Here is a 19187-nt window from a genome sequence, read left to right on the forward strand (position 1 = left end):
TAAGATTATATTTTCGCCACCCAAAAAAGATTTTTAAGAAAAACAATGCCTAAAATTTCAATCATCTTGCCAACTTTTAATGTAGAAAAATATATAGCCAAAGCTTTAGAAAGTTGTATCAATCAAAGTTTTAAAGATATAGAAATAATTGTAGTGGATGATTGTGGGAGTGATAAAAGTATAGATATAGCTAAAGAATATGCCAAAAAAGATGAAAGAATAAAAATAATTCACAATGAAGAAAATTTGGGTACTTTTGCAGCAAGAAATAATGGTGTTAAACATTCAAATGGTGAGTATTTGATGTTTTTAGATCCTGATGATTTTTTAGAGCTTGAGGCTTGTGAAAAATTAATACTTTTAATAAATACTTATAAAATATGCCAATTTTCTTTTACTCAGATTAGTAATGGAATTAAATTAAAATCAGTATTTAAAGATACACTTAAAAATTTAAAAGAATTTAAAGGAATTTATTGGAATATCTGGACTCTGTTTGTAAAAAAGGATTTTTATTTAAAATCCCTAGAAGAACTTTTTTTGATAGATAAAAAACTCCTTGTAGCCGAAGATATGCTTGCGGTTTTTTTCTTGATAAACAATTTAAAAGATGATGAATACTTGCAAGTTGATTTGCATTTGTATAATTATGTAGATAATTCTTTTTCGATTACTAAGCGACAAAAAAATAAAGAGAAAATTCAGGAATGTTTGGATGATTATTTTTATATTTTAAAATATATAAAAGAAAATAAAATTCTTAAAGAAAATTTAAAGTCATATGTTTTGATTTATTTGCAAATTGATATTTTAAAATTTTTATTTAATAATAAAAAAATAAATTATTTTAAATATAAATTACTAAAAAAAATGTATAAATTGAAAATGCTATTTTTAAAACTTAATTTCTCCAAGAAATTTTTTTATTTTTGATGGTATCTAAATAAATTTGATGATTGCTTTCAAGCATTTTTTTGCTATTTTCTTCGTGATAAATATGATAAGCAATAGCTTTAAATTTTAAGCGTCTAAAAATACCTTTATTAAATAAAAATCTAGCCACAAATTCACTATCTTCTCTACCCCAACCAATAAAATTTTCATTAAAACCATCAAGTTCATCAAAATCAGCTTTAAAAAAACTCATATTGCAACCCCTAATACCTTTAATAAGTGTGGTTTTTTTAAAGATTTTTTCATCTTTTTTTGAAAAAATGTAAAGTATTTTAGCTAAAAAAGAATTTTTAGAACTTTTAAAATCTTTTTTATTAAAAACTATGCGATAATCATCTTTGTTTAAAATTTCTTCGCTTTCTTTTTCATTTAAAATTACTCTTGAACCTTGTAAAAAAAGTCTTCTTTGTGCAAATTCTAAATGTTCTTTTATGAAATTTTTTTCCAAAATCATATCACCATCAATAACTATAATATATTCACTCAAGGAATTTTTAATTGCTCCGTTGCGACTTTTACTAAGCCTAAACCCTTCATCTTCTTGCCAAATGTGTTTTAAAGAGCAAGGAAAATTTTTTTGATATTTTTCAATAAGCCTTGCTGTATCTTCTTTGCTACCATCATCTGCGATTAAAACTTCATTGGGTAAAAAGGTTAGATTTTTAACACTATCAAGCACTAATTTAAGGCGTTCTTTTTGATTATAGGTTGTTATTATTAAAGCACAAGTTTTTGGCTTTTGCTTTTGAAGTTCATATAATTTCATATATTTAAAAAAAGTCCCTAAGGCATTGCAAACGCTGATGGTAAAGCCTTCATAACCATACAAAAAGCCATTTTTTAAAAAATAATTTCTAAAAAAAGTCCAAAAAGCTCTTAAATTTGCTTTTAAAACACCACTTTTTTTGTGTATATTTTGTTTTGCCCAAAGGCTTGAGTAATACTGCATTTTATCAATTAAGTGAGAAATATCTCTAAAAGCATAATGCCTTAATCCATTTTTAAGATGAATTTTTTTAACATTACTTGGTAAAACAAGGCTTTCGTGTACTAAATTATCATTAAAACGAGTGAAATTTTTATTAAAAATTCTTAAAACATAATCAGGCCACCAGCCACATGCTTTTATCCATTCGCCTTTATAGAGATTTTTACGACCAAGTGCGATGATATCTTCTTTTTTAAATTCTAAGTTTTTAAGTTCGTTAATACACTCATTTTCAAGCACTTCATCAGCATCAATGCTTAAAATCCAATCATTTTTTGCATAACTTAAAGCAAGGTTTTTTAAGGCTCCAAAGCCTATAAAAGCACTGTGATAAATGTGCAAATTAGCAAAATCTTTTTTAAATTCATTAGCTATATTTAGGGTATTATCACTACTTTCATTGTTAAGTAAAATAATTTCATCAAAATCTTTTAAAGAATTTAAGCACTCAAGCAAGGTTTGCTCTGCATTTTTTATGATGATAATAACGCTTATTTGCTTTAGATTCATTTTGCATCCTTGTAAATTTCCTTATCATAACTAGCAAAGCGTCTATGAAAAAAAAAGTATTCCCAAGGTCTTTTTTTAATCATTTCTTCGCAACTTTGTGCTTGATAAAGTGTCAGTTCTTCTAAGCTTGCATTTTGAGAATCTTTTGCTTTAAAAAACTCTATGCAAAATTTACCATCTTCTTTATAGGCATAAACAGGGATGATCAAAGCATTGCTTCTTTGTGCGATAAGGCTTGCTCCCATTTGATAATTCACTTCTTTGTTAAAAAATTTTAATCTTACGCTTTCTTTTTCTACGCAGTCTTGATCAGTTAAAATTCCCAAAGCTCGCCCTTTTTTTAGGGCACTTAGCATTTGTCTTATACCGCCTTTTTTGTCAATAAGCTCTATGTCAAATTGAGTACGACTTTGGCTTAAAATTTCATACATAATTTCACTTTTTAACTTTTTTCCCACTATGGAAATCGCACCATATTTAGCCGCATAAGCAAGGCTTAAAATTTCCCAGTTTCCATAGTGTGCAGTTGTGAAGATAATAGGACGATTTAAAGCTAGAGCATCTATAAGAAAATTTTCATTGATAAAATTTACTTTATTGAGAATTTTTTCTTTAGTGGTGTTTTGATTTTGCAAACAATCAATCCCAAATTGAGCAAAGTTTTCATAAATTTTTAAAGACAATTTATCGCGTTCTTTTTGAGTGTATTGAGGAAAACAGATTTGCAAATTTGTATCGATGATTTTGCGGTGTTTTTTGTTAAGATGAAAAGTGATTCTTGCTACAATCAAAGCTAAAAAATGCAAGATACACTCAGGCATAAAAGTAATAAAAAATTTCAAAATATAATAAAGACTAAGATATATTCTATCGCTATTTTTCATTAAGTAAGCCTTTGGCAAGTTTGAAGATATCTTCTTCTTCTATACGCGTGATACAAAAATCACTTTTATCGATATGCTTGGCATTTTGAATTTTTTTACCTGTATCAATGATTTTATTGATATGAGTTTTAAAAGCATTACGGTAGCTTGGCGTTGCGCCAAAGATGGTTATAGAAGGCCTATTTAAAGCAAAGGCTAGATGCGTTGGGCCGCTATCATTTCCTATGATTAAATCCATGGATTTTGTAAAAACTATCAATTCTTCAAGACTAAATTTAGGAGCTATTTCTATATTGTCTTGACTTATAGCACCTAGCTCTATGACTTCTTTAGCAAATTCATATTCTTTAAGATTGCCCCAGCCTAAGAAAATTTTTATTTCAGGAAATTCTTTGATGATGAGTTTGCAAAGTAGTGCAAGCTTGGTTTTAGGATAGATTTTATTTTCTTCACTTGAACCCACATGGATGAGTATGTTTTTTTTATTTTTTGTAAGTTGCATTTTTTCGCTTAAGAGTTGTTTTAATTTTTCATCCACGCTAAAAACATCTTCTTTAAAAGCTAGATCTTTAGGATCAAAATACTTATTCAGCATGAAAGAAGTTAGACCCAGATATCTTACAAAAACATTTTCATTATAATCTATGTTTAATTTTTGATTGTAAAAATTATGCGCAAAGCTTTCTTTAAGGCTGTTTTTATCAAAACCAAAATTATTTCTACTTAAAATTCTACTTACAATAGCCGATTTTACAAGCCCTTGAAGATCCATAACCGCATTATAATTATTTTTTCTAGCCTCTAAAAGTATTTTTAAACTTTGAATGATTTTTTTGTCCTTTAGAGGCAAAGCATAAAGTTTATCGATTAGAGGATGATTTTTGAGTATGCCTTCAAATTTTTCATCCACAAACCAATGAATTTCTATATCTTTTTTAAATTTTTTGATAAATTGTAAAACCACAGCACTTTGGATAATATCCCCAAGGGCTGATAAACGAATGATTGCTATTTTCATTAAAACCTAAAATTTTTAAATTTTTGCTATGATTTTAGCAAAATTATTTGAAAAAAGGTTAAAAATGATGAAAAATGAAGGTTATATTTGCATTTTTGATTGTGAAAGCATCCCAGATACGGATTTAATTCGCAAAACTTTGGCTTTTGAAGGAGAAGATTTAGAAGTAAGCTTAAAAGCGCTAGAGTGGCAAAAAGAGCAAAGCGGAAGTGAGTTTTTACCCTTGCCTTATCATAAGATCGTAAGCATTTGCGCAGTTATTAGCGATCATTATGGAAAATTTATAAAAGTAAATAAAATCGATGGAGAAAATGAAAAAGAAATGATCCATAATTTTTTTGCTTTCATTGAAAAATACGAGCCGAAATTAGTCAGTTTTAATGGTAAAAATTATGATATGCCTTTACTTGTTTTAAGGGCTTTAAAATACAATATCAAAGCGGCTAATTATCTTGATACACAAAGTGATAAGTGGAATAATTATAAAACTAGATTTTCAGAATTAAAACATTGTGATTTGTTTGAAAGTTTTGGTTCGACAAGGGGTTTAAAGCTTGATACGATTTGTGCTATGGCAGATTTACCAGGTAAATACGATGTGCATGGCGATGAGGTGATGAAGCTTTATTATGAAGATAAGATTGAAAAAATTCACGAATATTGTGAAAGTGATGTTTTAAACACCTATATGCTTTTTTTAAAATACGAATTGATCAAGGGTAATGTAAGCGATGAGGATTATGCTTATTTTTTAAATTCTATGAGTGAATTTTTAAAAGCAAAAAAAGCAAATCGTGCCTATGTGGAAATTTTTTGTAAAGCTTGTGAAAATGAAATTTCTAAGATGAAAATTTAATCGTTAAAATAAATATATTAAAATTGATTTTTAATTTTAAATCATCGAGGTAAAAAATGAAAATTCTTATTAGCGGTGGTGCAGGTTACATCGGCTCTCATACTTTAAGACAATTTTTAAAAACAGATCATGAAATTTGTGTTTTAGATAATCTTTCTAAGGGTTCTAAAATCGCAATAGAAGATTTGCAAAAAATAAGAGCTTTTAAATTTTTCGAACAAGATTTAAGTGATTTTCAAGGCGTAAAAGCATTGTTTGAGAGAGAAAAATTTGACGCTATTGTGCATTTTGCAGCAAGCATTGAAGTTTTTGAAAGTATGCAAAATCCTTTAAAATATTATATGAACAACACTGTTAATACGACAAATCTCATCGAAACTTGTTTGCAAACTGGAGTAAATAAATTTATATTTTCTTCAACGGCAGCCACTTATGGCGAACCACAAACTCCTGTTGTGAGCGAAACAAGTCCTTTAGCGCCTATTAATCCTTATGGGCGTAGTAAGCTTATGAGTGAAGAGGTTTTGCGTGATGCAAGTATGGCAAATCCTGAATTTAAGCATTGTATTTTAAGATATTTTAATGTTGCAGGCGCTTGTATGGATTATACTTTAGGACAACGCTATCCAAAAGCGACTTTGCTTATAAAAGTTGCAGCTGAATGTGCCGCAGGAAAACGTGATAAACTTTTCATATTTGGCGATGATTATGATACAAAAGATGGTACTTGCATAAGAGATTTTATCCATGTAGATGATATTTCAAGTGCGCATTTAGCGGCTTTGGATTATTTACAAGAGAATGAAAGTAATGTTTTTAATGTAGGTTATGGGCATGGTTTTAGTGTAAAAGAAGTGATTGAAGCGATGAAAAGAGTAAGTGGGGTGGATTTTAAAGTCGAGCTTGCCCCACGCCGCGCGGGCGATCCTTCGGTTTTAATTTCTGATGCAAGCAGGATTAGAAATCTTACTTCTTGGCAGCCTAAATTTGATGATTTGGAGCTTATTTGTAAATCTGCTTTTGATTGGGAAAAACAGTGCTAAAAAAACTTTTTTTTATTTTAAGTAAGGAAGATAAAATTTTTTTATTTTTCTTGCTTGTTTTTTCAATATTTGTTTCTTTTGTAGAAACTTTTGCAATTTCTTTAGTAATGCCTTTTATCACTTTGGCTAGTGATTTTTCTTATTTTGATCGTAATAAATATTTAATCAGCCTAAAAGAATATCTTAATATCCCTGTTTTTGAAATCATTGTTTATTTTGGAGTGGGGCTTATTGTTTTTTATGTGTTTAGAGCTTTGTTAAATGCGTATTATTTTCATCTTTTGGCAAGATTTTCTAAAGGGCGTTATCATGCGATCGCTTATAAGGTTTTTTCTAAATTTTTAAATATTAATTATGAAAAATTTACTCAAAAAAATCAATCTGAAATTTTAAAGTCTATTACAGGAGAAGTTTATAATCTAAGTACTATGATTTCATCATTTTTGCTTTTGATGAGTGAAATTTTTGTAGTGCTTTTGCTTTATGCTTTAATGCTTTTGATTAATTATAAAATCACTTTATTTTTAAGTATTTTTATGGTGTTAAATGCCTTTATTTTAGTGAAAATTTTAAGCCCTATCATTAAAAAAGCAGGAGTAAGACGCGAAGAAGCGATGAAAAATTTCTTTGAAATTTTAAATACAAATTTAAATAATTTCAAATTTATTAAGCTTAAAACCAAAGAAGATGGAGTATTAAGTCTTTTTAAAGCGCAAAGTGAAGCTTTTTCTAAAGCAAATATTACCAACGAAAGCGTAGCTGCGGTGCCTAGAATTTATCTTGAAGGAATAGGTTTTTGTGTACTTGTTTTTATCGTGGTATTTTTGGTGTTGAAAAATGAAAGTGATATTTCAGGTATTTTATCCACGATTTCTATTTTTGTTTTAGCACTTTATCGCTTAATGCCAAGTGCAAATCGTATTATTACAAGTTATCATGATTTGCTTTATTATCATTCTTCTTTGGATATTATTTATCAAAATTTAAGACAAGAAGAAGAAAATTTGGGCGAGGAAAAATTAAGCTTTAATCAAGAGCTTAAAATTTGCAACCTTAGCTTTGGTTATGAGGGAAAAAAATATTTATTTAAAAATCTTAACTTAAACATTAAAAAAGGCGAAAAAATCGCTTTTATAGGGGAGAGTGGTTGCGGAAAAAGTACCTTAGTAGATCTTATCATAGGACTTTTAAAACCAAAAGAAGGGCAAATTTTAATTGATGAGCAAGAATTAAATGCAAATAATACAAAAAATTATCGCCAAAAAATAGGCTATATCCCGCAAAATATCTATCTTTTTAATGACAGCATTGCTAAAAATATCAGCTTTGGAGATGAAGTAGATGAAGAAAAACTTCAAAGGGTGATTAAGCAAGCTAATTTAGAACATTTTGTGAAAAATTTACCCCAAGGAGTGCAAACAAAAGTGGGTGATGGGGGGAGTAATTTAAGCGGGGGACAAAAACAACGCATAGCTATAGCAAGAGCTTTATATTTAGAGCCTGAAATTTTAGTTCTTGATGAGGCTACTTCTGCGCTTGATACTGAAAGCGAAGCAAGGATTATGGATGAAATTTATAAGATTTCTAAAGACAAAACCATGATTATTATCGCGCATCGTCTTTCAACCATCACGCGTTGTAATAGCATCTATCGTTTAGAACATGGCAAACTTTTTAAGAAGGATAAAAAGTGAAAATAACTTTTATCATAGCCACTTTAAATTCAGGAGGCGCTGAGCGTGTTTTAGTAACCTTAGCTAATGCACTTTGCAAAGAGCATGAAGTAAGTATCATCAAATTTCATGCAGGAGAATCTTTTTATAAGCTTGAAAATGAAGTTAAAGTTACAAGTTTAGAACAATTTAGATTTGATACGCTTTATCATAAAATCGCAAGTCGTTTTAAGAAATTTTTTGCTTTAAGAAAGGCTTTGAAAGAAAGTAAGGCTGATGTTTTTATTTCTTTTTTGGATACGACTAATATTGCTTGTATTGCTGCGAAAATAGGGTTTAAAACTCCACTCATTATAACTGAGCATAGCAATGAAGCGTATTTAAAACCTAAAATTTGGCGTTTTTTAAGAAGGGTAAGCTATCCTTTTTGTGATGCTTTAAGTGTGCTTGGAAGCAGTGATAAGGTGTATTATGAAAGATTTGTAAAAAGGGTTAGGCTTTTATTAAATCCTTGTCATTTTAGTGATGAAATTCCTTTTGATTCTAGTTTTGAAAAGGAAAATTTGGTTCTTTTTATAGGGCGTTTAGATCACAACAAAAACCCTGTAATGTTTTTAAAAGCTATAGCGCATTTGGATAAAAATTTGCAAGAAAATTATAAATTTGTTATAGCAGGAGATGGAGAGTTAAGGCAAGAACTTGAATACAAGGTAAAATCTTTAGGAATAAAAGTTGATTTTTTAGGACGAGTTGAAAATGTCAAGACTCTTTATGAAAAAGCAAAAGTGCTTTGTCTTTGTTCTTTTGTAGAGGGTTTGCCAACGGTTTTAATTGAAAGTTTGTATTTTGAGGTTTGTAGAATTTCAAGTTCTTATTATAATGGTGCTAAGGATTTAATTAAAGATAATCATGATGGGCTTTTGATAGGTTGTGATGATGAAATAGCACTTGCTAAAAAACTTGAACTTGTTTTAAATGATGAAAATTTTAGAAAAGAACTTGTAAATAATGCCAAACAAAGGTGTAAAGACTTTGAAATTTCTCATATCAAAGAAGAATGGCTTAAGCTTATAGCTGAGGTTAAAAATGCCTAAACTTTCTGTTATAGTACCAACTTTTAATCGTCAAGTTTTGTTAGAAAAGGCTATTAAAAGCATACAAAATCAAGATTTTAAAGATTTAGAAATTATTGTAAGTGATGATAATTCTAGCGATGATACTAAAAGTGTAGTGCAAAATTTACAAAAAGATGATGATCGCATTAAGTATTTTTTAAATCAAAATTACAAACAGGGTCCAAATGGCAATAAAAATAATGGCTTGGATAAAGCAAGTGGTGAATTTATAACCTTTTTAGATGATGATGATGAGCTTTTACCCTATGCTTTGGGTGTTTTAATGCAAAAAGTAGATGAGGGTTATTCTCATGTTTTTGGAAATTGCCTTATAGAAAAAGAAGGAATTTTAAGTGATGAGTTTAGCGGTAAAGGTTTGCAAAAAGAGGATGAAATTTCTAAGAAAGATTTTTTAATGCAGCGTTTTAGTGGGGAATTTTTTTCTGTTTTTAAGGCTTCTTTGCTTAAAAATAAGCGTTTTAACGAGGAATTTTATGGCAACGAAGCTACGCTTTGGGTGAATTTATACGAAGAAAAAAGTTTTTATATCCATAAAGCTTTTAGAATTTATCGTGTTTTTAGAAAAGATAGTGTCACGCTAGGAGCGAGTAAAAATGCTCATAGGGTGCATTTGGGGTATTTAGAGCTTGCGAAAATTTTAGAAAATGAGTTAAAAGCTTCTGGGGATGATGATTATAGAAAAACTTGTGCGAGTTATTATAAAATGGGAGCGTATTATGCAAAATTAAGTGCAAATTATAAAGCACTTTATCATTGTTTGTTTAAAAGTTTGAGCATTAAAATCAATGCTCCTGCTTTGATATTACTTACTTTAAGTATAATTCCAAGTAAAATGATTGAAAAACTATCAAAAATTCGGGTGGCTTTATGCAAAAATTAGCGATTTTTATTTATTCTTTAGGAAGTGGGGGTGCTGAAAGAGTAGTGGCAACTTTACTTCCGATTTTAAGTTTGAAATTTGAAGTGCATTTGATTTTAATGAATGATAAAATTTCTTATGAAATTTCTGAATGCAAAATCCATTTTTTAGAGCGTTCAAAACCTAGTGAAAATCCTATTTTAAAATTTTTAAAACTTCCTTTTTTAGCTTTAAAATATAAAAAACTTTGCCAAAAATTAAATATCGATACAGAATTTGTTTTTTTAAATAGGCCTAATTATATTGCATTGATGGCAAAAATATTTGGCAACAAAACTCGCCTTGTAATCAACGAATGTACCACTCCAAGCGTGATGTATGCTAAAAACAATTTCAATTCTTTAGCCAATAAACTTTTGATTACTTTGCTTTACCCAAGGGCTGATTTGATTTTGCCTAATTCTAAGGGAAATTTAGAAGATTTATTGTGTAATTTTAAAATTGACAAAGCAAAATGTGAAATTTTATACAATGCTATAGATTTGGAAAAAATAGAACAAAAAGCACTTGAAGATATAAGCTTAAAGGATAAATTTATTTTAAGCGTGGGAAGGCTTGATGAGGGTAAAAATCATGCCTTGCTTATCCGTGCTTATGCGAGATTAAAAACAGATTTAAAGCTTGTGATTTTAGGCGAGGGAGTGCTAAAAGATGAGCTTTTGGCTTTGATTAAAGACTTGAATTTAGAAGATAAAGTTTTGCTTTTGGGCTTTGATAATAATCCTTACAAATATATGTCTAAGTGTGAATTTTTTGCTTTTGCTTCTGTGTTTGAGGGTTTTTCAAATGTTTTAATCGAAAGTCTAGCTTGTGGCTGTGCGGTGGTTTGCACTGATCATAGAAGTGGTGCAAGAGAGCTTTTTGGAGATGATGAATTTGGACTTTTAGTAGAAGTAAATAATGAAAATTCTATGTTTATGGGCTTAAAAACAATGCTCGAGGATGAAAATTTAAGAAAAGCTTATAAGAAAAAGGCCAAGGATAGGGCTCTTGATTTTGATAAAGCAAAAATCGCACGCAATGCTTTAAAATATTTATTAGGATAAGATATGTTAAAAAAAGAATACTTTAAAAACCCAACTTTTATTTTATTGGCTTTTATAATTTTAGCGTATGTCTTTAGTGTTTTATGTAGGTTTTATTGGATTTTTTGGGCAAGTGAGTTTAATGAATATTTTTTCAATAACGAGCTTATGATTATCTCAAATGATGGATATGCTTTTGCAGAGGGTGCAAGAGATATGATAGCGGGTTTTCATCAACCTAATGATTTGAGTTATTATGGTTCTTCGCTTTCAACGCTCACATATTGGTTTTATAAAATAACTCCTTTTTCTTTAGAAAGCATTTTTATATATATCAGTACTTTTTTATCTTCTTTGGTGGTTATACCTTTGATTTTGATTGCTAATGAATACAAACGCCCTTTAATGGGGTTTGTTGCAGCATTGCTAGCCAGTATAGCTAATAGCTATTATAATCGCACGATGAGCGGATATTATGATACTGATATGCTTGTTATAGTTCTTGCAATGATGATAGTTTTCTTTATGATAAGGCTGATTTTGAAAAAAGATTTATTATCTTTAATAGCACTGCCTTTGTTTGTAGGAATTTATCTTTGGTGGTATCCATCAAGCTATACTTTAAATGTTGCTTTACTAGGACTTTTCTTTATTTATACCTTGGTTTTTCATATAAAAGAAAAAACGCTTTATATGGCTATTATCCTAGCCTCTATCACGCTTTCAAATATAGCTTGGTTTTATCAAAGCGCCATCATTGTCATACTTTTTAGTCTTTTTGTTTTGCAAAATAAGCGTTTTAGCTTTGCTTTGCTTGGAATTTTAGGTTTGGCAACTTTGGTATTTTTGATACTAAGCGGTGGAATTGATCCTATACTCTATCAACTTAAATTTTATATTTTTAGAAGTGATGAGAGTGCAAATTTGGCTCAAGGTTTTATGTATTTTAATGTAAATCAAACCATACAAGAGGTAGAAAGTATAGATTTAAGTATTTTTATGCAAAGGATTAGCGGAAGCGAGCTTGTATTTTTTGTATCTTTAATCGGCTTTATTTTCCTTGTTAGAAAACATAAAAGTATGATTTTAGCTTTGCCGATGTTAGCTTTAGGATTTTTAGCACTTAAGAGTGGACTTCGTTTTACTATTTATGCAGTACCTGTTTTAGCACTTGGATTTGGTTTTTTAATGAGTCTTTTGCAAGAAAGAAAACAAAAAAACAATAATACCTATTGGTGGGCCAATATAGGCGTTTTTATTTTTACTTTTTTAAGTTTAATTCCTATGTTCTATCATATCAACAATTATAAAGCACCAACTGTTTTTTCTCAAAATGAGGCTACGAAATTAGATGAGCTTAAAAAAATTGCACAAAGAGAAGATTATGTAGTAGCTTGGTGGGATTATGGATATCCTATTAGGTATTACAGCGATGTTAAAACTTTGGCTGATGGGGGTAAGCATTTAGGCAAGGATAATTTTTTCCCATCTTTTGTTCTAAGTAAAGATCAAGTGGCTGCTGCAAATATGGCAAGACTTAGTGTAGAATACACAGAAAAAAGTTTTTACGCCCCTTTAAATGATATTTTAAAAAATGATCTTTTACAAGCTATGATGAAAGATTATAATCAAAATAATGTGGATTTGTTTTTAGCTTTGCTTTCCAAGCCTGATTTTAAAATCAATACACCAAAAACACGCGATGTGTATATCTATATGCCAGCTAGAATGTCTTTGATTTTTTCAACTGTGGCTAGTTTTTCTTTTGTGGATTTGGGGACAGGTGAGATAAATAAACCTTTTACTTTTAGTGCAGCTTATCCACTTGATGTTAAAAATGGAGAAATTTATCTTAGCAATGGTATTGTATTAAGTGATGATTTTAGAAGTTTTAAAATAAATAATAGTACTATATCTGTAAATAGTATCATAGAGATTAATTCTATCAAACAAGGTGAATATAAAATCACTCCTATTGATGATACGGCTCAATTTTATATTTTTTATCTTAAAGATAGCACCATACCTTATGCTCAGTTTATTTTAATGGATAAAACCATGTTTAATAGTGCTTATGTGCAAATGTTTTTTCTTGGAAATTATGATAAAAATTTGTATGATTTAGTGATTAATGCTAGAGATGCAAAAGTTTTTAAACTCAAATTTTAAAGGTTTTTACAATGAGAGTAGGCTTTTTAACTCACGCAGGAGCAAGTATATATCATTTTAGATTGCCTATAATTAAAGCTTTGATTGCAAGAGGAGATGAGGTTTTTGTCATAGTGCCACAAGATGAATACACGCAAAAACTTAGAGATCTTGGCTTAAAAGTAATTGTTTATGAGCTTTCAAGAGTTAGTTTAAATCCTTTTGTGGTTTTAAAGAATTTTTTTTATCTTGCTAAGGTTTTGAAAAATTTAAATCTTGATTTTATTCAAAGTGGAGCTCATAAGAGCAATACCTTTGGTTTAATAGCTGCAAAATATGCCAAAATTCCTTATAAAATCGGTCTTGTTGAGGGACTTGGATCTTTTTATATAGATCAAGGTTTTAAGGCAAATTTAGTGCGTTTTGTTATCAATACTCTTTATAAACTTAGCTTTAAAATCGCTGATTCTTTCATCTTTGTAAATCAAGCTAATGCGGATTTTATGCGAAATTTAGGACTTAAGGAAAATAAAATTTGCGTGATTAAATCCGTGGGTATCAATCTTAAAAAATTCTTTCCTATGAGAGTGGAGCAAGAAGCTAAAAAAGCTTTTTGGCAAAATTTAAAAATTGATGAAAAGCCTATTGTTTTGATGATAGCTAGGGCTTTGTGGCATAAAGGTGTAAAAGAATTTTATGAAAGTGCTACTATGCTAAAAGACAAAGCAAATTTTGTTTTAGTGGGCGGAAGAGATGAAAATCCTTCTTGTGCAAGTTTGGAGTTTTTAAACTCTGGCGTGGTGCATTATTTGGGTGGTAGAAGTGATATAGTCGAGCTTTTGCAAAATTGTGATATTTTTGTTTTGCCAAGCTATAAAGAAGGATTTCCAGTAAGTGTTTTAGAGGCGAAAGCTTGTGGCAAAGTTATTGTAGTAAGTGATTGTGAGGGTTGTGTAGAGGCTATTTCTAATGCTTATGATGGACTTTGGGCAAAAACAAAAAATGCTAAAGATTTAAGCGAAAAAATTTCACTTTTATTAGAAGATGAAAAATTAAGATTAAATTTAGCTAAAAATGCCGCCCAAGATGCTTTACAATACGATGAAAATGTTATCGCGCAGCGTTATTTAGAACTTTATGATAGGGCGATTAAAAATGTATGAGAAATGGATAAAAAGAATTTTTGATTTTGTTTTGGCTTTGTTTCTTTTGGTGCTTTTTTCGCCTCTTATTTTAATCACTGCTTTGCTTTTAAAAATAACTCAAGGAAATGTGATTTTTACCCAAAATCGCCCCGGGTTAGATGAAAAAATTTTTAAAATTTATAAATTTAAAACCATGAGCGATGAAAGAGATGAAAAGGGTGAGTTATTAAGCGATGAGCTTCGCTTAAAAGCTTTTGGAAAAATTGTTAGAAGCTTAAGCTTGGATGAGCTTTTACAACTTTTTAATATCTTAAAAGGGGATATGAGTTTTGTGGGGCCTAGACCTCTTTTGGTTGAGTATTTGCCTCTTTACAATAAAGAGCAAAAACTCCGCCATAAAGTGCGTCCTGGTATTACAGGATGGGCACAGGTAAATGGTAGAAATGCGATTTCTTGGCAAAAAAAATTTGAACTTGATGTGTATTATGTAAAAAATATTTCTTTTTTGCTTGATTTAAAAATCATGTTCTTAACAGCCTTAAAGGTTTTAAAAAGAAGCGGGGTAAGTAAAGAAGGCCATGTTACAACGGAGAAATTTAATGGCAAGAACTGAAAAAATTTATATTTATGGTGCTAGTGGTCATGGGCTTGTTTGTGAAGATGTGGCTAAAAATATGGGCTATAAAGAATGTGTTTTTTTAGATGATTTTAAAGGAATGAAATTTGAAAGCACCTTGTCAAAATATGATATTTTTATAGCCATAGGAAACAATGAAATTCGAAAAAAGATTTATCAAAAAATTTTAGAAAATGGCTTTAAGATCGTAAATCTTATCCATAAAAGCGCGCTTATAAGTCCTAGTGCAAGTATAGAAGAAAATGCAGGAATTTTAATCATGCCTTACGTGGTAATTAATGCTAAAGCCAAAATAGAAAAAGGCGTGATTTTGAATACTTCAAGTGTGATTGAACATGAATGTGTGATAGGGGAATTTTCTCATGTGAGTGTAGGGGCTAAATGCGCAGGTAATGTAAAAATTGGTAAAAATTGTTTTTTAGGGATTAATTCTTGTGTTTTGCCAAATTTAAGTTTGGCAGATGATAGCATTTTAGGGGGTGGGGCGACTTTAGTGAAAAGTCAAAGCAAAAAGGGTGTTTTTGTGGGAGTGCCTGCAAAAAGAATGTAGATATTTTAATCCTTAAAAAATTACTTTTAATCTTAAGATATAATAAAAATAAGCTTTGATTGCAAAGGAATTCTTAATGTTTGATACTTAGTAAATTATTTTAGATAAAATACATCATCTTAGTGAAATCACTGTTTATAATAAAGGATAAAAAATGAGGTTTTTTCTTTCTTCTCCGCACATGGGTGGCAATGAGTTAAAATATATAGAAGAAGTATTTAAAAGCAATTATATAGCTCCTTTGGGCGAATTTGTAAATCGTTTTGAAGAAAGTGTTAAAGATTACGCTCAATGCGAAAATGCTTTGGCGCTAAATTCAGCTACAGCCGCTTTGCACTTGGCTTTAAGAGTAGCAGGAGTGGAACAAGATGATATTGTTTTAGCTTCATCTTTTACTTTTATTGCTTCAGTGGCTCCTATTTGCTATCTTAAGGCAAAACCTGTTTTTATTGATTGTGATGAGACTTTTAATATAGATATTGATCTGTTAAAGCTTGCTATTAAAGAGAGCGAAAAAAAACCAAAAGCCTTGATTTTAACTCATCTTTATGGCAATGCGGCCAAAATGGATGAGATTGTCAAAATTTGCGAAAAAGAAAATATTATTTTAATCGAAGATGCCGCCGAGGCTTTGGGAAGTTTTTACAAGGGTAGGGCTTTAGGAACTTTTGGAGAATTTGGAGCTTATTCTTATAATGGAAATAAAATCATCACCACTTCAGGCGGCGGTATGCTTATAGGTAAAGATAAGCAAAAAATCGAAAGAGCGAGATTTTACAGCACTCAGGCAAGGGAAAATTGTTTGCATTATGAGCATTTAGATTATGGTTATAATTACCGCTTGAGTAATGTTTTAGGTGCTATTGGTGTAGCGCAAATGGAAGTTTTAGAACAAAGAGTGCTAAAAAAAAGAGAAATTTATGAGTGGTATAAAGAATTTTTAGGTGATAGTTTTGTCTTTTTAGATGAGCTTGAAAATTCAAGAAGCAATCGCTGGTTAAGCACGGCTTTGATTGATTTTGATAAAAACGAAATGAATGCTTATCAAAAATGTATAGAAATTTCACAAAAAGACTTGATTTTGCATCCAAAAATTTCAAAACTTATAACAGATTTGCAAAAAGAGCAAATTGAAACACGCCCACTTTGGAAAGCTATGCACACTCAAGAGGTTTTCAAAGGTGCCAAGGCTTATATAAATGGCAATAGTGAGTTATTCTTTAAAAAAGGGATATGCTTGCCAAGTGGTACAGCGATGAGTAAGGACAATGTGCGTGAAATTTCAGAACTTATTATCAAGAGCGTAAAGGCTTGATGATGGATTTTTATAAAAGCAAAAGGCTGATTTTTTTCTTATGTTTTGATGCATTTTTGTTTATACTCTCTATATTTTTAGCTTTTTCTTTGCGTTTTAGCGGGGAAATTCCTAGTATTTTTTACGAGGGTATGATTAAAGCGGGACTTATTTTACTGGTTTTAAAAATAGCTTTTTTATTTATTTTTAGAATTTATAAGGTAGCATGGCGGTTTTTTTCCTTAAGTGAAGCAAGAAAGATATTTTTTGCTTTGGTTTTGGCCGAAATTTGTTTTTTGTTGATTTTTTATTTTTACGATGATTTTTTCAATCCTTTCCCGCGTTCGGTTATAGGTATTGATCTTATTCTTTCTTATATGTTTGTAGGCACTTTGAGAATTTCTAAAAGAATGCTTATAGACTTTAAGCCTTTCCGCGCAAAAGAAGAAGAAACTCCTTGTATTGTAGTAGGGGCAACTTCTAAGGCTTTGCATTTGTTAAAAGGTGCAAAAGAAGGTTCTTTAGGGCTTTTTCCTGTGGGTGTTGTAGATGCTAGAAGAGAGCTTATAGGAACATATTGCGATAAATTTATCGTTGAAGATAAAAGTAAAATTAAAGATTATGTCAATGAAGGTGTTAAAACTGCTATTATAGCTTTAAAACTAGATCAAGCTGAGCTTAAAGCTTTGTTTGAAGAGCTTATTGCTTATGGAATCAGTGATGTTAAGATTTTTTCTTTTACAAGAAATGAAGCAAGAGATATCAGCATAGAAGATTTACTTGCTAGAAAACCTAAAGATTTAGATGATAGTGCTGTGGCTTCATTTTTAAAAGATAAAGTAGTTTTGGTAAGTGGCGCAGGTGGAACTATAGGCAGTGAACTTTGTAAGCAATGTATTAAATTTGGTGCAAAACATCTTATAATGCTTGATCATAGCGAATTTAATCTTTATAAGATTAATGAAGATTTAAGCTTATATAAAGAAAAAATTACCCCTGTTTTGCTTAGTATTTTAGACGAGCAAAGTTTAGATGAGATTATTAAGGAGTATAAGCCTGAATTGATCTTGCATGCAGCTGCTTATAAGCATGTGCCTCTTTGTGAGCAAAATCCGCATTCTGCTGTGCTTAATAATATCGTAGGTACTAAAACTCTATGCGATGTAGCTAAAAAAAATAAAGTAAAAAAATTTGTTATGATAAGTACAGATAAGGCGGTACGTCCAACAAATATCATGGGATGCACTAAAAGAGTATGTGAGCTTTATACTTTAAGTATGAGTGATGAAAATTTTGAAGTTTCTTGTGTGCGCTTTGGCAATGTTTTAGGTTCTAGTGGTAGTGTGATACCGAAATTTAAAGCACAAATTGCCAATAATGAGCCTTTAACTTTAACACACCCTGATATAGTGCGTTATTTTATGCTTGTGGCTGAGGCAGTGCAACTTGTTTTGCAAGCTGGAGCTATCGCAAAAGGGGGTGAGCTTTTTGTGCTGGATATGGGCGAGCCAGTTAAGATTATGGACTTGGCTAAAAAAATGCTTATTTTATCCAACCGAGAAGACTTAGAGATAAAAATCACAGGTTTAAGACGTGGGGAAAAGCTTTTTGAAGAATTGCTAATCGATGAGAATGATGCAAAGACAGAATATGAGAGTATTTTTGTTGCTAAAAATGAAAAGATGGATATTCAAATTTTAAATGATTATATTAAAAAATTGCAAGATTGCCAAAATATAGCTGAAATTTTAAAAGAAATAGTTCCTGAATTTAATCATAATAAAGATGGTAATTAATATTATTTTAATATATTAAAGTTTGATTTTACTGAAATTCTTTATGAAATTTTGGATTAAAAAATTAAAAAACAATCATTTTTATAAAAAAATTAAACAAAAATATAGTAAAAAATGCTATAATTCGCTTTTAAAATTTTTTAGAAACTTGATTAATAAGGCTAAAAAGGATACAATATATAAAATTTATGAAAATTTTGAAAGGACGAAATTGTGAAATTGTTAGTTGTTGATGACAGTTCTACTATGAGAAGGATTATAAAAAATACCCTAACAAGACTCGGACATAATGATGTTCTTGAAGCTGAACATGGAGTTGAAGCTTGGGATTTACTTGAAAAAAACGAAGATATTAAAATTCTAATTACTGATTGGAATATGCCTGAGATGAATGGCTTAGAGCTTGTTAAAAAAGTAAGAGCAGAAAAAAAATATGAAGATATGCCTATTATTATGGTTACTACCGAAGGGGGCAAGGCTGAGGTGATTACTGCCTTAAAAGCAGGGGTAAACAATTATATAGTTAAGCCTTTTACTCCACAAGTATTAAAAGAAAAACTTGAAGATGTTTTAGGTACCGGCAACGGAGACTCTGAAGCTGAGTAATTTTT

The 19187-nt window shown here is 30.1% G+C and carries 17 protein-coding genes; 14 read left to right on the plus strand and 3 right to left on the minus strand.

Annotation, left to right across the window (positions count from 1 at the left end; all coding sequences use genetic code 11):
* Positions 1-45: 45 nt before the first annotated feature.
* A complete protein-coding gene (locus BGS43_RS00585; RefSeq protein WP_096568419.1) occupies positions 46-933 on the plus strand; it encodes a glycosyltransferase family 2 protein in 888 nt (295 codons plus the stop codon).
* Here BGS43_RS00585 and BGS43_RS00590 read toward each other — a convergent pair.
* Genes BGS43_RS00590 through waaC form a run of 3 tightly spaced genes read right to left on the minus strand, consistent with a single transcriptional unit; the run spans position 902 to position 4354 of the window.
* Positions 902-2452, minus strand: coding sequence for a glycosyltransferase family 2 protein (locus BGS43_RS00590; protein WP_096568423.1), 1551 nt, complete (start codon positions 2450-2452; stop codon positions 902-904). The two genes, BGS43_RS00585 and BGS43_RS00590, sit on opposite strands and share 32 nt — an antisense overlap.
* Positions 2449-3336 (minus strand): lipid A biosynthesis lauroyl acyltransferase HtrB, encoded by an 888-nt coding sequence (gene htrB / locus BGS43_RS00595; protein WP_044600711.1) that lies wholly within the window; start codon positions 3334-3336, stop codon positions 2449-2451. Before htrB ends, BGS43_RS00590 begins: the two co-directional genes overlap by 4 nt.
* On the minus strand, positions 3326-4354 hold the full coding sequence (gene waaC / locus BGS43_RS00600; RefSeq protein WP_025399074.1) for a lipopolysaccharide heptosyltransferase I: 1029 nt from the start codon (positions 4352-4354) through the stop codon (positions 3326-3328). Before waaC ends, htrB begins: the two co-directional genes overlap by 11 nt.
* Before the next feature lie 64 nt (positions 4355-4418).
* Between waaC and BGS43_RS00605 the strand changes: the two genes are divergently transcribed.
* The 13 genes from BGS43_RS00605 to BGS43_RS00665 all read left to right on the plus strand — a co-directional run bounded on the left by BGS43_RS00605 (position 4419) and on the right by BGS43_RS00665 (position 19182).
* Positions 4419-5210: a 3'-5' exonuclease gene (locus tag BGS43_RS00605; protein ID WP_025443299.1), complete on the plus strand. Its 792-nt coding sequence runs from the start codon at positions 4419-4421 to the stop codon at positions 5208-5210.
* Positions 5211-5266: 56 nt separating this feature from the next.
* Positions 5267-6253 carry a UDP-glucose 4-epimerase GalE gene (gene galE, locus BGS43_RS00610; protein WP_025399072.1) on the plus strand — a complete coding sequence of 329 codons (987 nt, stop codon included), beginning with the start codon at positions 5267-5269 and terminating at the stop codon, positions 6251-6253.
* The gene (gene pglK, locus BGS43_RS00615) at positions 6247-7947 is read left to right on the plus strand and encodes a BC-type lipopolysaccharide transporter PglK (RefSeq protein ID WP_096568538.1); all 1701 of its coding nucleotides are present in this window, start codon (positions 6247-6249) and stop codon (positions 7945-7947) included. The genes galE and pglK overlap by 7 nt, the downstream gene beginning before the upstream one ends.
* On the plus strand, positions 7944-9020 hold the full coding sequence (gene pglH / locus BGS43_RS00620; protein WP_044600885.1) for a GalNAc-alpha-(1->4)-GalNAc-alpha-(1->3)-diNAcBac-PP-undecaprenol alpha-1,4-N-acetyl-D-galactosaminyltransferase: 1077 nt from the start codon (positions 7944-7946) through the stop codon (positions 9018-9020). The genes pglK and pglH overlap by 4 nt, the downstream gene beginning before the upstream one ends.
* Positions 9013-9942 (plus strand): GalNAc(5)-diNAcBac-PP-undecaprenol beta-1,3-glucosyltransferase, encoded by a 930-nt coding sequence (gene pglI / locus BGS43_RS00625; protein WP_096568426.1) that lies wholly within the window; start codon positions 9013-9015, stop codon positions 9940-9942. The genes pglH and pglI overlap by 8 nt, the downstream gene beginning before the upstream one ends.
* Entirely contained in the window at positions 9930-11027 is a 1098-nt protein-coding gene (gene pglJ / locus BGS43_RS00630) for an N-acetylgalactosamine-N,N'-diacetylbacillosaminyl-diphospho-undecaprenol 4-alpha-N-acetylgalactosaminyltransferase (RefSeq protein WP_002777212.1), read from the plus strand. Before pglI ends, pglJ begins: the two co-directional genes overlap by 13 nt.
* 3 nt (positions 11028-11030) lie before the next feature.
* Positions 11031-13175: an STT3 domain-containing protein gene (locus BGS43_RS00635; protein ID WP_052784983.1), complete on the plus strand. Its 2145-nt coding sequence runs from the start codon at positions 11031-11033 to the stop codon at positions 13173-13175.
* A gap of 11 nt (positions 13176-13186) precedes the next feature.
* A complete protein-coding gene (gene pglA / locus BGS43_RS00640) occupies positions 13187-14317 on the plus strand; it encodes a N,N'-diacetylbacillosaminyl-diphospho-undecaprenol alpha-1,3-N-acetylgalactosaminyltransferase (protein ID WP_096568429.1) in 1131 nt (376 codons plus the stop codon).
* Positions 14310-14912: an undecaprenyl phosphate N,N'-diacetylbacillosamine 1-phosphate transferase gene (gene pglC / locus BGS43_RS00645; protein ID WP_096568432.1), complete on the plus strand. Its 603-nt coding sequence runs from the start codon at positions 14310-14312 to the stop codon at positions 14910-14912. The genes pglA and pglC overlap by 8 nt, the downstream gene beginning before the upstream one ends.
* Positions 14899-15486, plus strand: coding sequence for a UDP-N-acetylbacillosamine N-acetyltransferase (pglD, locus tag BGS43_RS00650; protein WP_096568435.1), 588 nt, complete (start codon positions 14899-14901; stop codon positions 15484-15486). The genes pglC and pglD overlap by 14 nt, the downstream gene beginning before the upstream one ends.
* A 154-nt stretch (positions 15487-15640) precedes the next feature.
* Positions 15641-16801 (plus strand): UDP-N-acetylbacillosamine transaminase, encoded by a 1161-nt coding sequence (gene pglE, locus BGS43_RS00655; RefSeq protein ID WP_057980998.1) that lies wholly within the window; start codon positions 15641-15643, stop codon positions 16799-16801.
* A 2-nt stretch (positions 16802-16803) separates the two neighbouring features.
* On the plus strand, positions 16804-18576 hold the full coding sequence (gene pglF, locus BGS43_RS00660) for a UDP-N-acetylglucosamine 4,6-dehydratase (configuration-retaining) (protein WP_042962416.1): 1773 nt from the start codon (positions 16804-16806) through the stop codon (positions 18574-18576).
* Between the two features lie 213 nt (positions 18577-18789).
* Complete coding sequence (locus tag BGS43_RS00665) at positions 18790-19182, plus strand: chemotaxis response regulator CheY (protein ID WP_002777196.1); 393 nt, start codon at positions 18790-18792, stop codon at positions 19180-19182.
* Positions 19183-19187 lie beyond the last annotated feature (5 nt).

This window comes from Campylobacter sp. 110, from assembly GCF_002383965.1.
Classification (GTDB): domain Bacteria; phylum Campylobacterota; class Campylobacteria; order Campylobacterales; family Campylobacteraceae; genus Campylobacter_D; species Campylobacter_D coli.

What these genes read in the sequence shown, in the direction of transcription:
- waaC (WP_025399074.1), bottom strand. Translation starts at nt 4,354, where the DNA reads ATGAAAATAGCAATCATTCGTTTATCAGCCCTTGGGGATATTATCCAA.
- pglE (WP_057980998.1), top strand. Translation starts at nt 15,641, where the DNA reads ATGAGGTTTTTTCTTTCTTCTCCGCACATGGGTGGCAATGAGTTAAAA.
- BGS43_RS00590 (WP_096568423.1), bottom strand. Translation starts at nt 2,452, where the DNA reads ATGAATCTAAAGCAAATAAGCGTTATTATCATCATAAAAAATGCAGAG.
- pglJ (WP_002777212.1), top strand. Translation starts at nt 9,930, where the DNA reads ATGCAAAAATTAGCGATTTTTATTTATTCTTTAGGAAGTGGGGGTGCT.
- pglC (WP_096568432.1), top strand. Translation starts at nt 14,310, where the DNA reads ATGTATGAGAAATGGATAAAAAGAATTTTTGATTTTGTTTTGGCTTTG.
- htrB (WP_044600711.1), bottom strand. Translation starts at nt 3,336, where the DNA reads ATGAAAAATAGCGATAGAATATATCTTAGTCTTTATTATATTTTGAAA.
- pglA (WP_096568429.1), top strand. Translation starts at nt 13,187, where the DNA reads ATGAGAGTAGGCTTTTTAACTCACGCAGGAGCAAGTATATATCATTTT.
- galE (WP_025399072.1), top strand. Translation starts at nt 5,267, where the DNA reads ATGAAAATTCTTATTAGCGGTGGTGCAGGTTACATCGGCTCTCATACT.
- pglI (WP_096568426.1), top strand. Translation starts at nt 9,013, where the DNA reads ATGCCTAAACTTTCTGTTATAGTACCAACTTTTAATCGTCAAGTTTTG.
- BGS43_RS00635 (WP_052784983.1), top strand. Translation starts at nt 11,031, where the DNA reads ATGTTAAAAAAAGAATACTTTAAAAACCCAACTTTTATTTTATTGGCT.
- pglF (WP_042962416.1), top strand. Translation starts at nt 16,804, where the DNA reads ATGGATTTTTATAAAAGCAAAAGGCTGATTTTTTTCTTATGTTTTGAT.
- pglD (WP_096568435.1), top strand. Translation starts at nt 14,899, where the DNA reads ATGGCAAGAACTGAAAAAATTTATATTTATGGTGCTAGTGGTCATGGG.
- BGS43_RS00605 (WP_025443299.1), top strand. Translation starts at nt 4,419, where the DNA reads ATGATGAAAAATGAAGGTTATATTTGCATTTTTGATTGTGAAAGCATC.
- BGS43_RS00585 (WP_096568419.1), top strand. Translation starts at nt 46, where the DNA reads ATGCCTAAAATTTCAATCATCTTGCCAACTTTTAATGTAGAAAAATAT.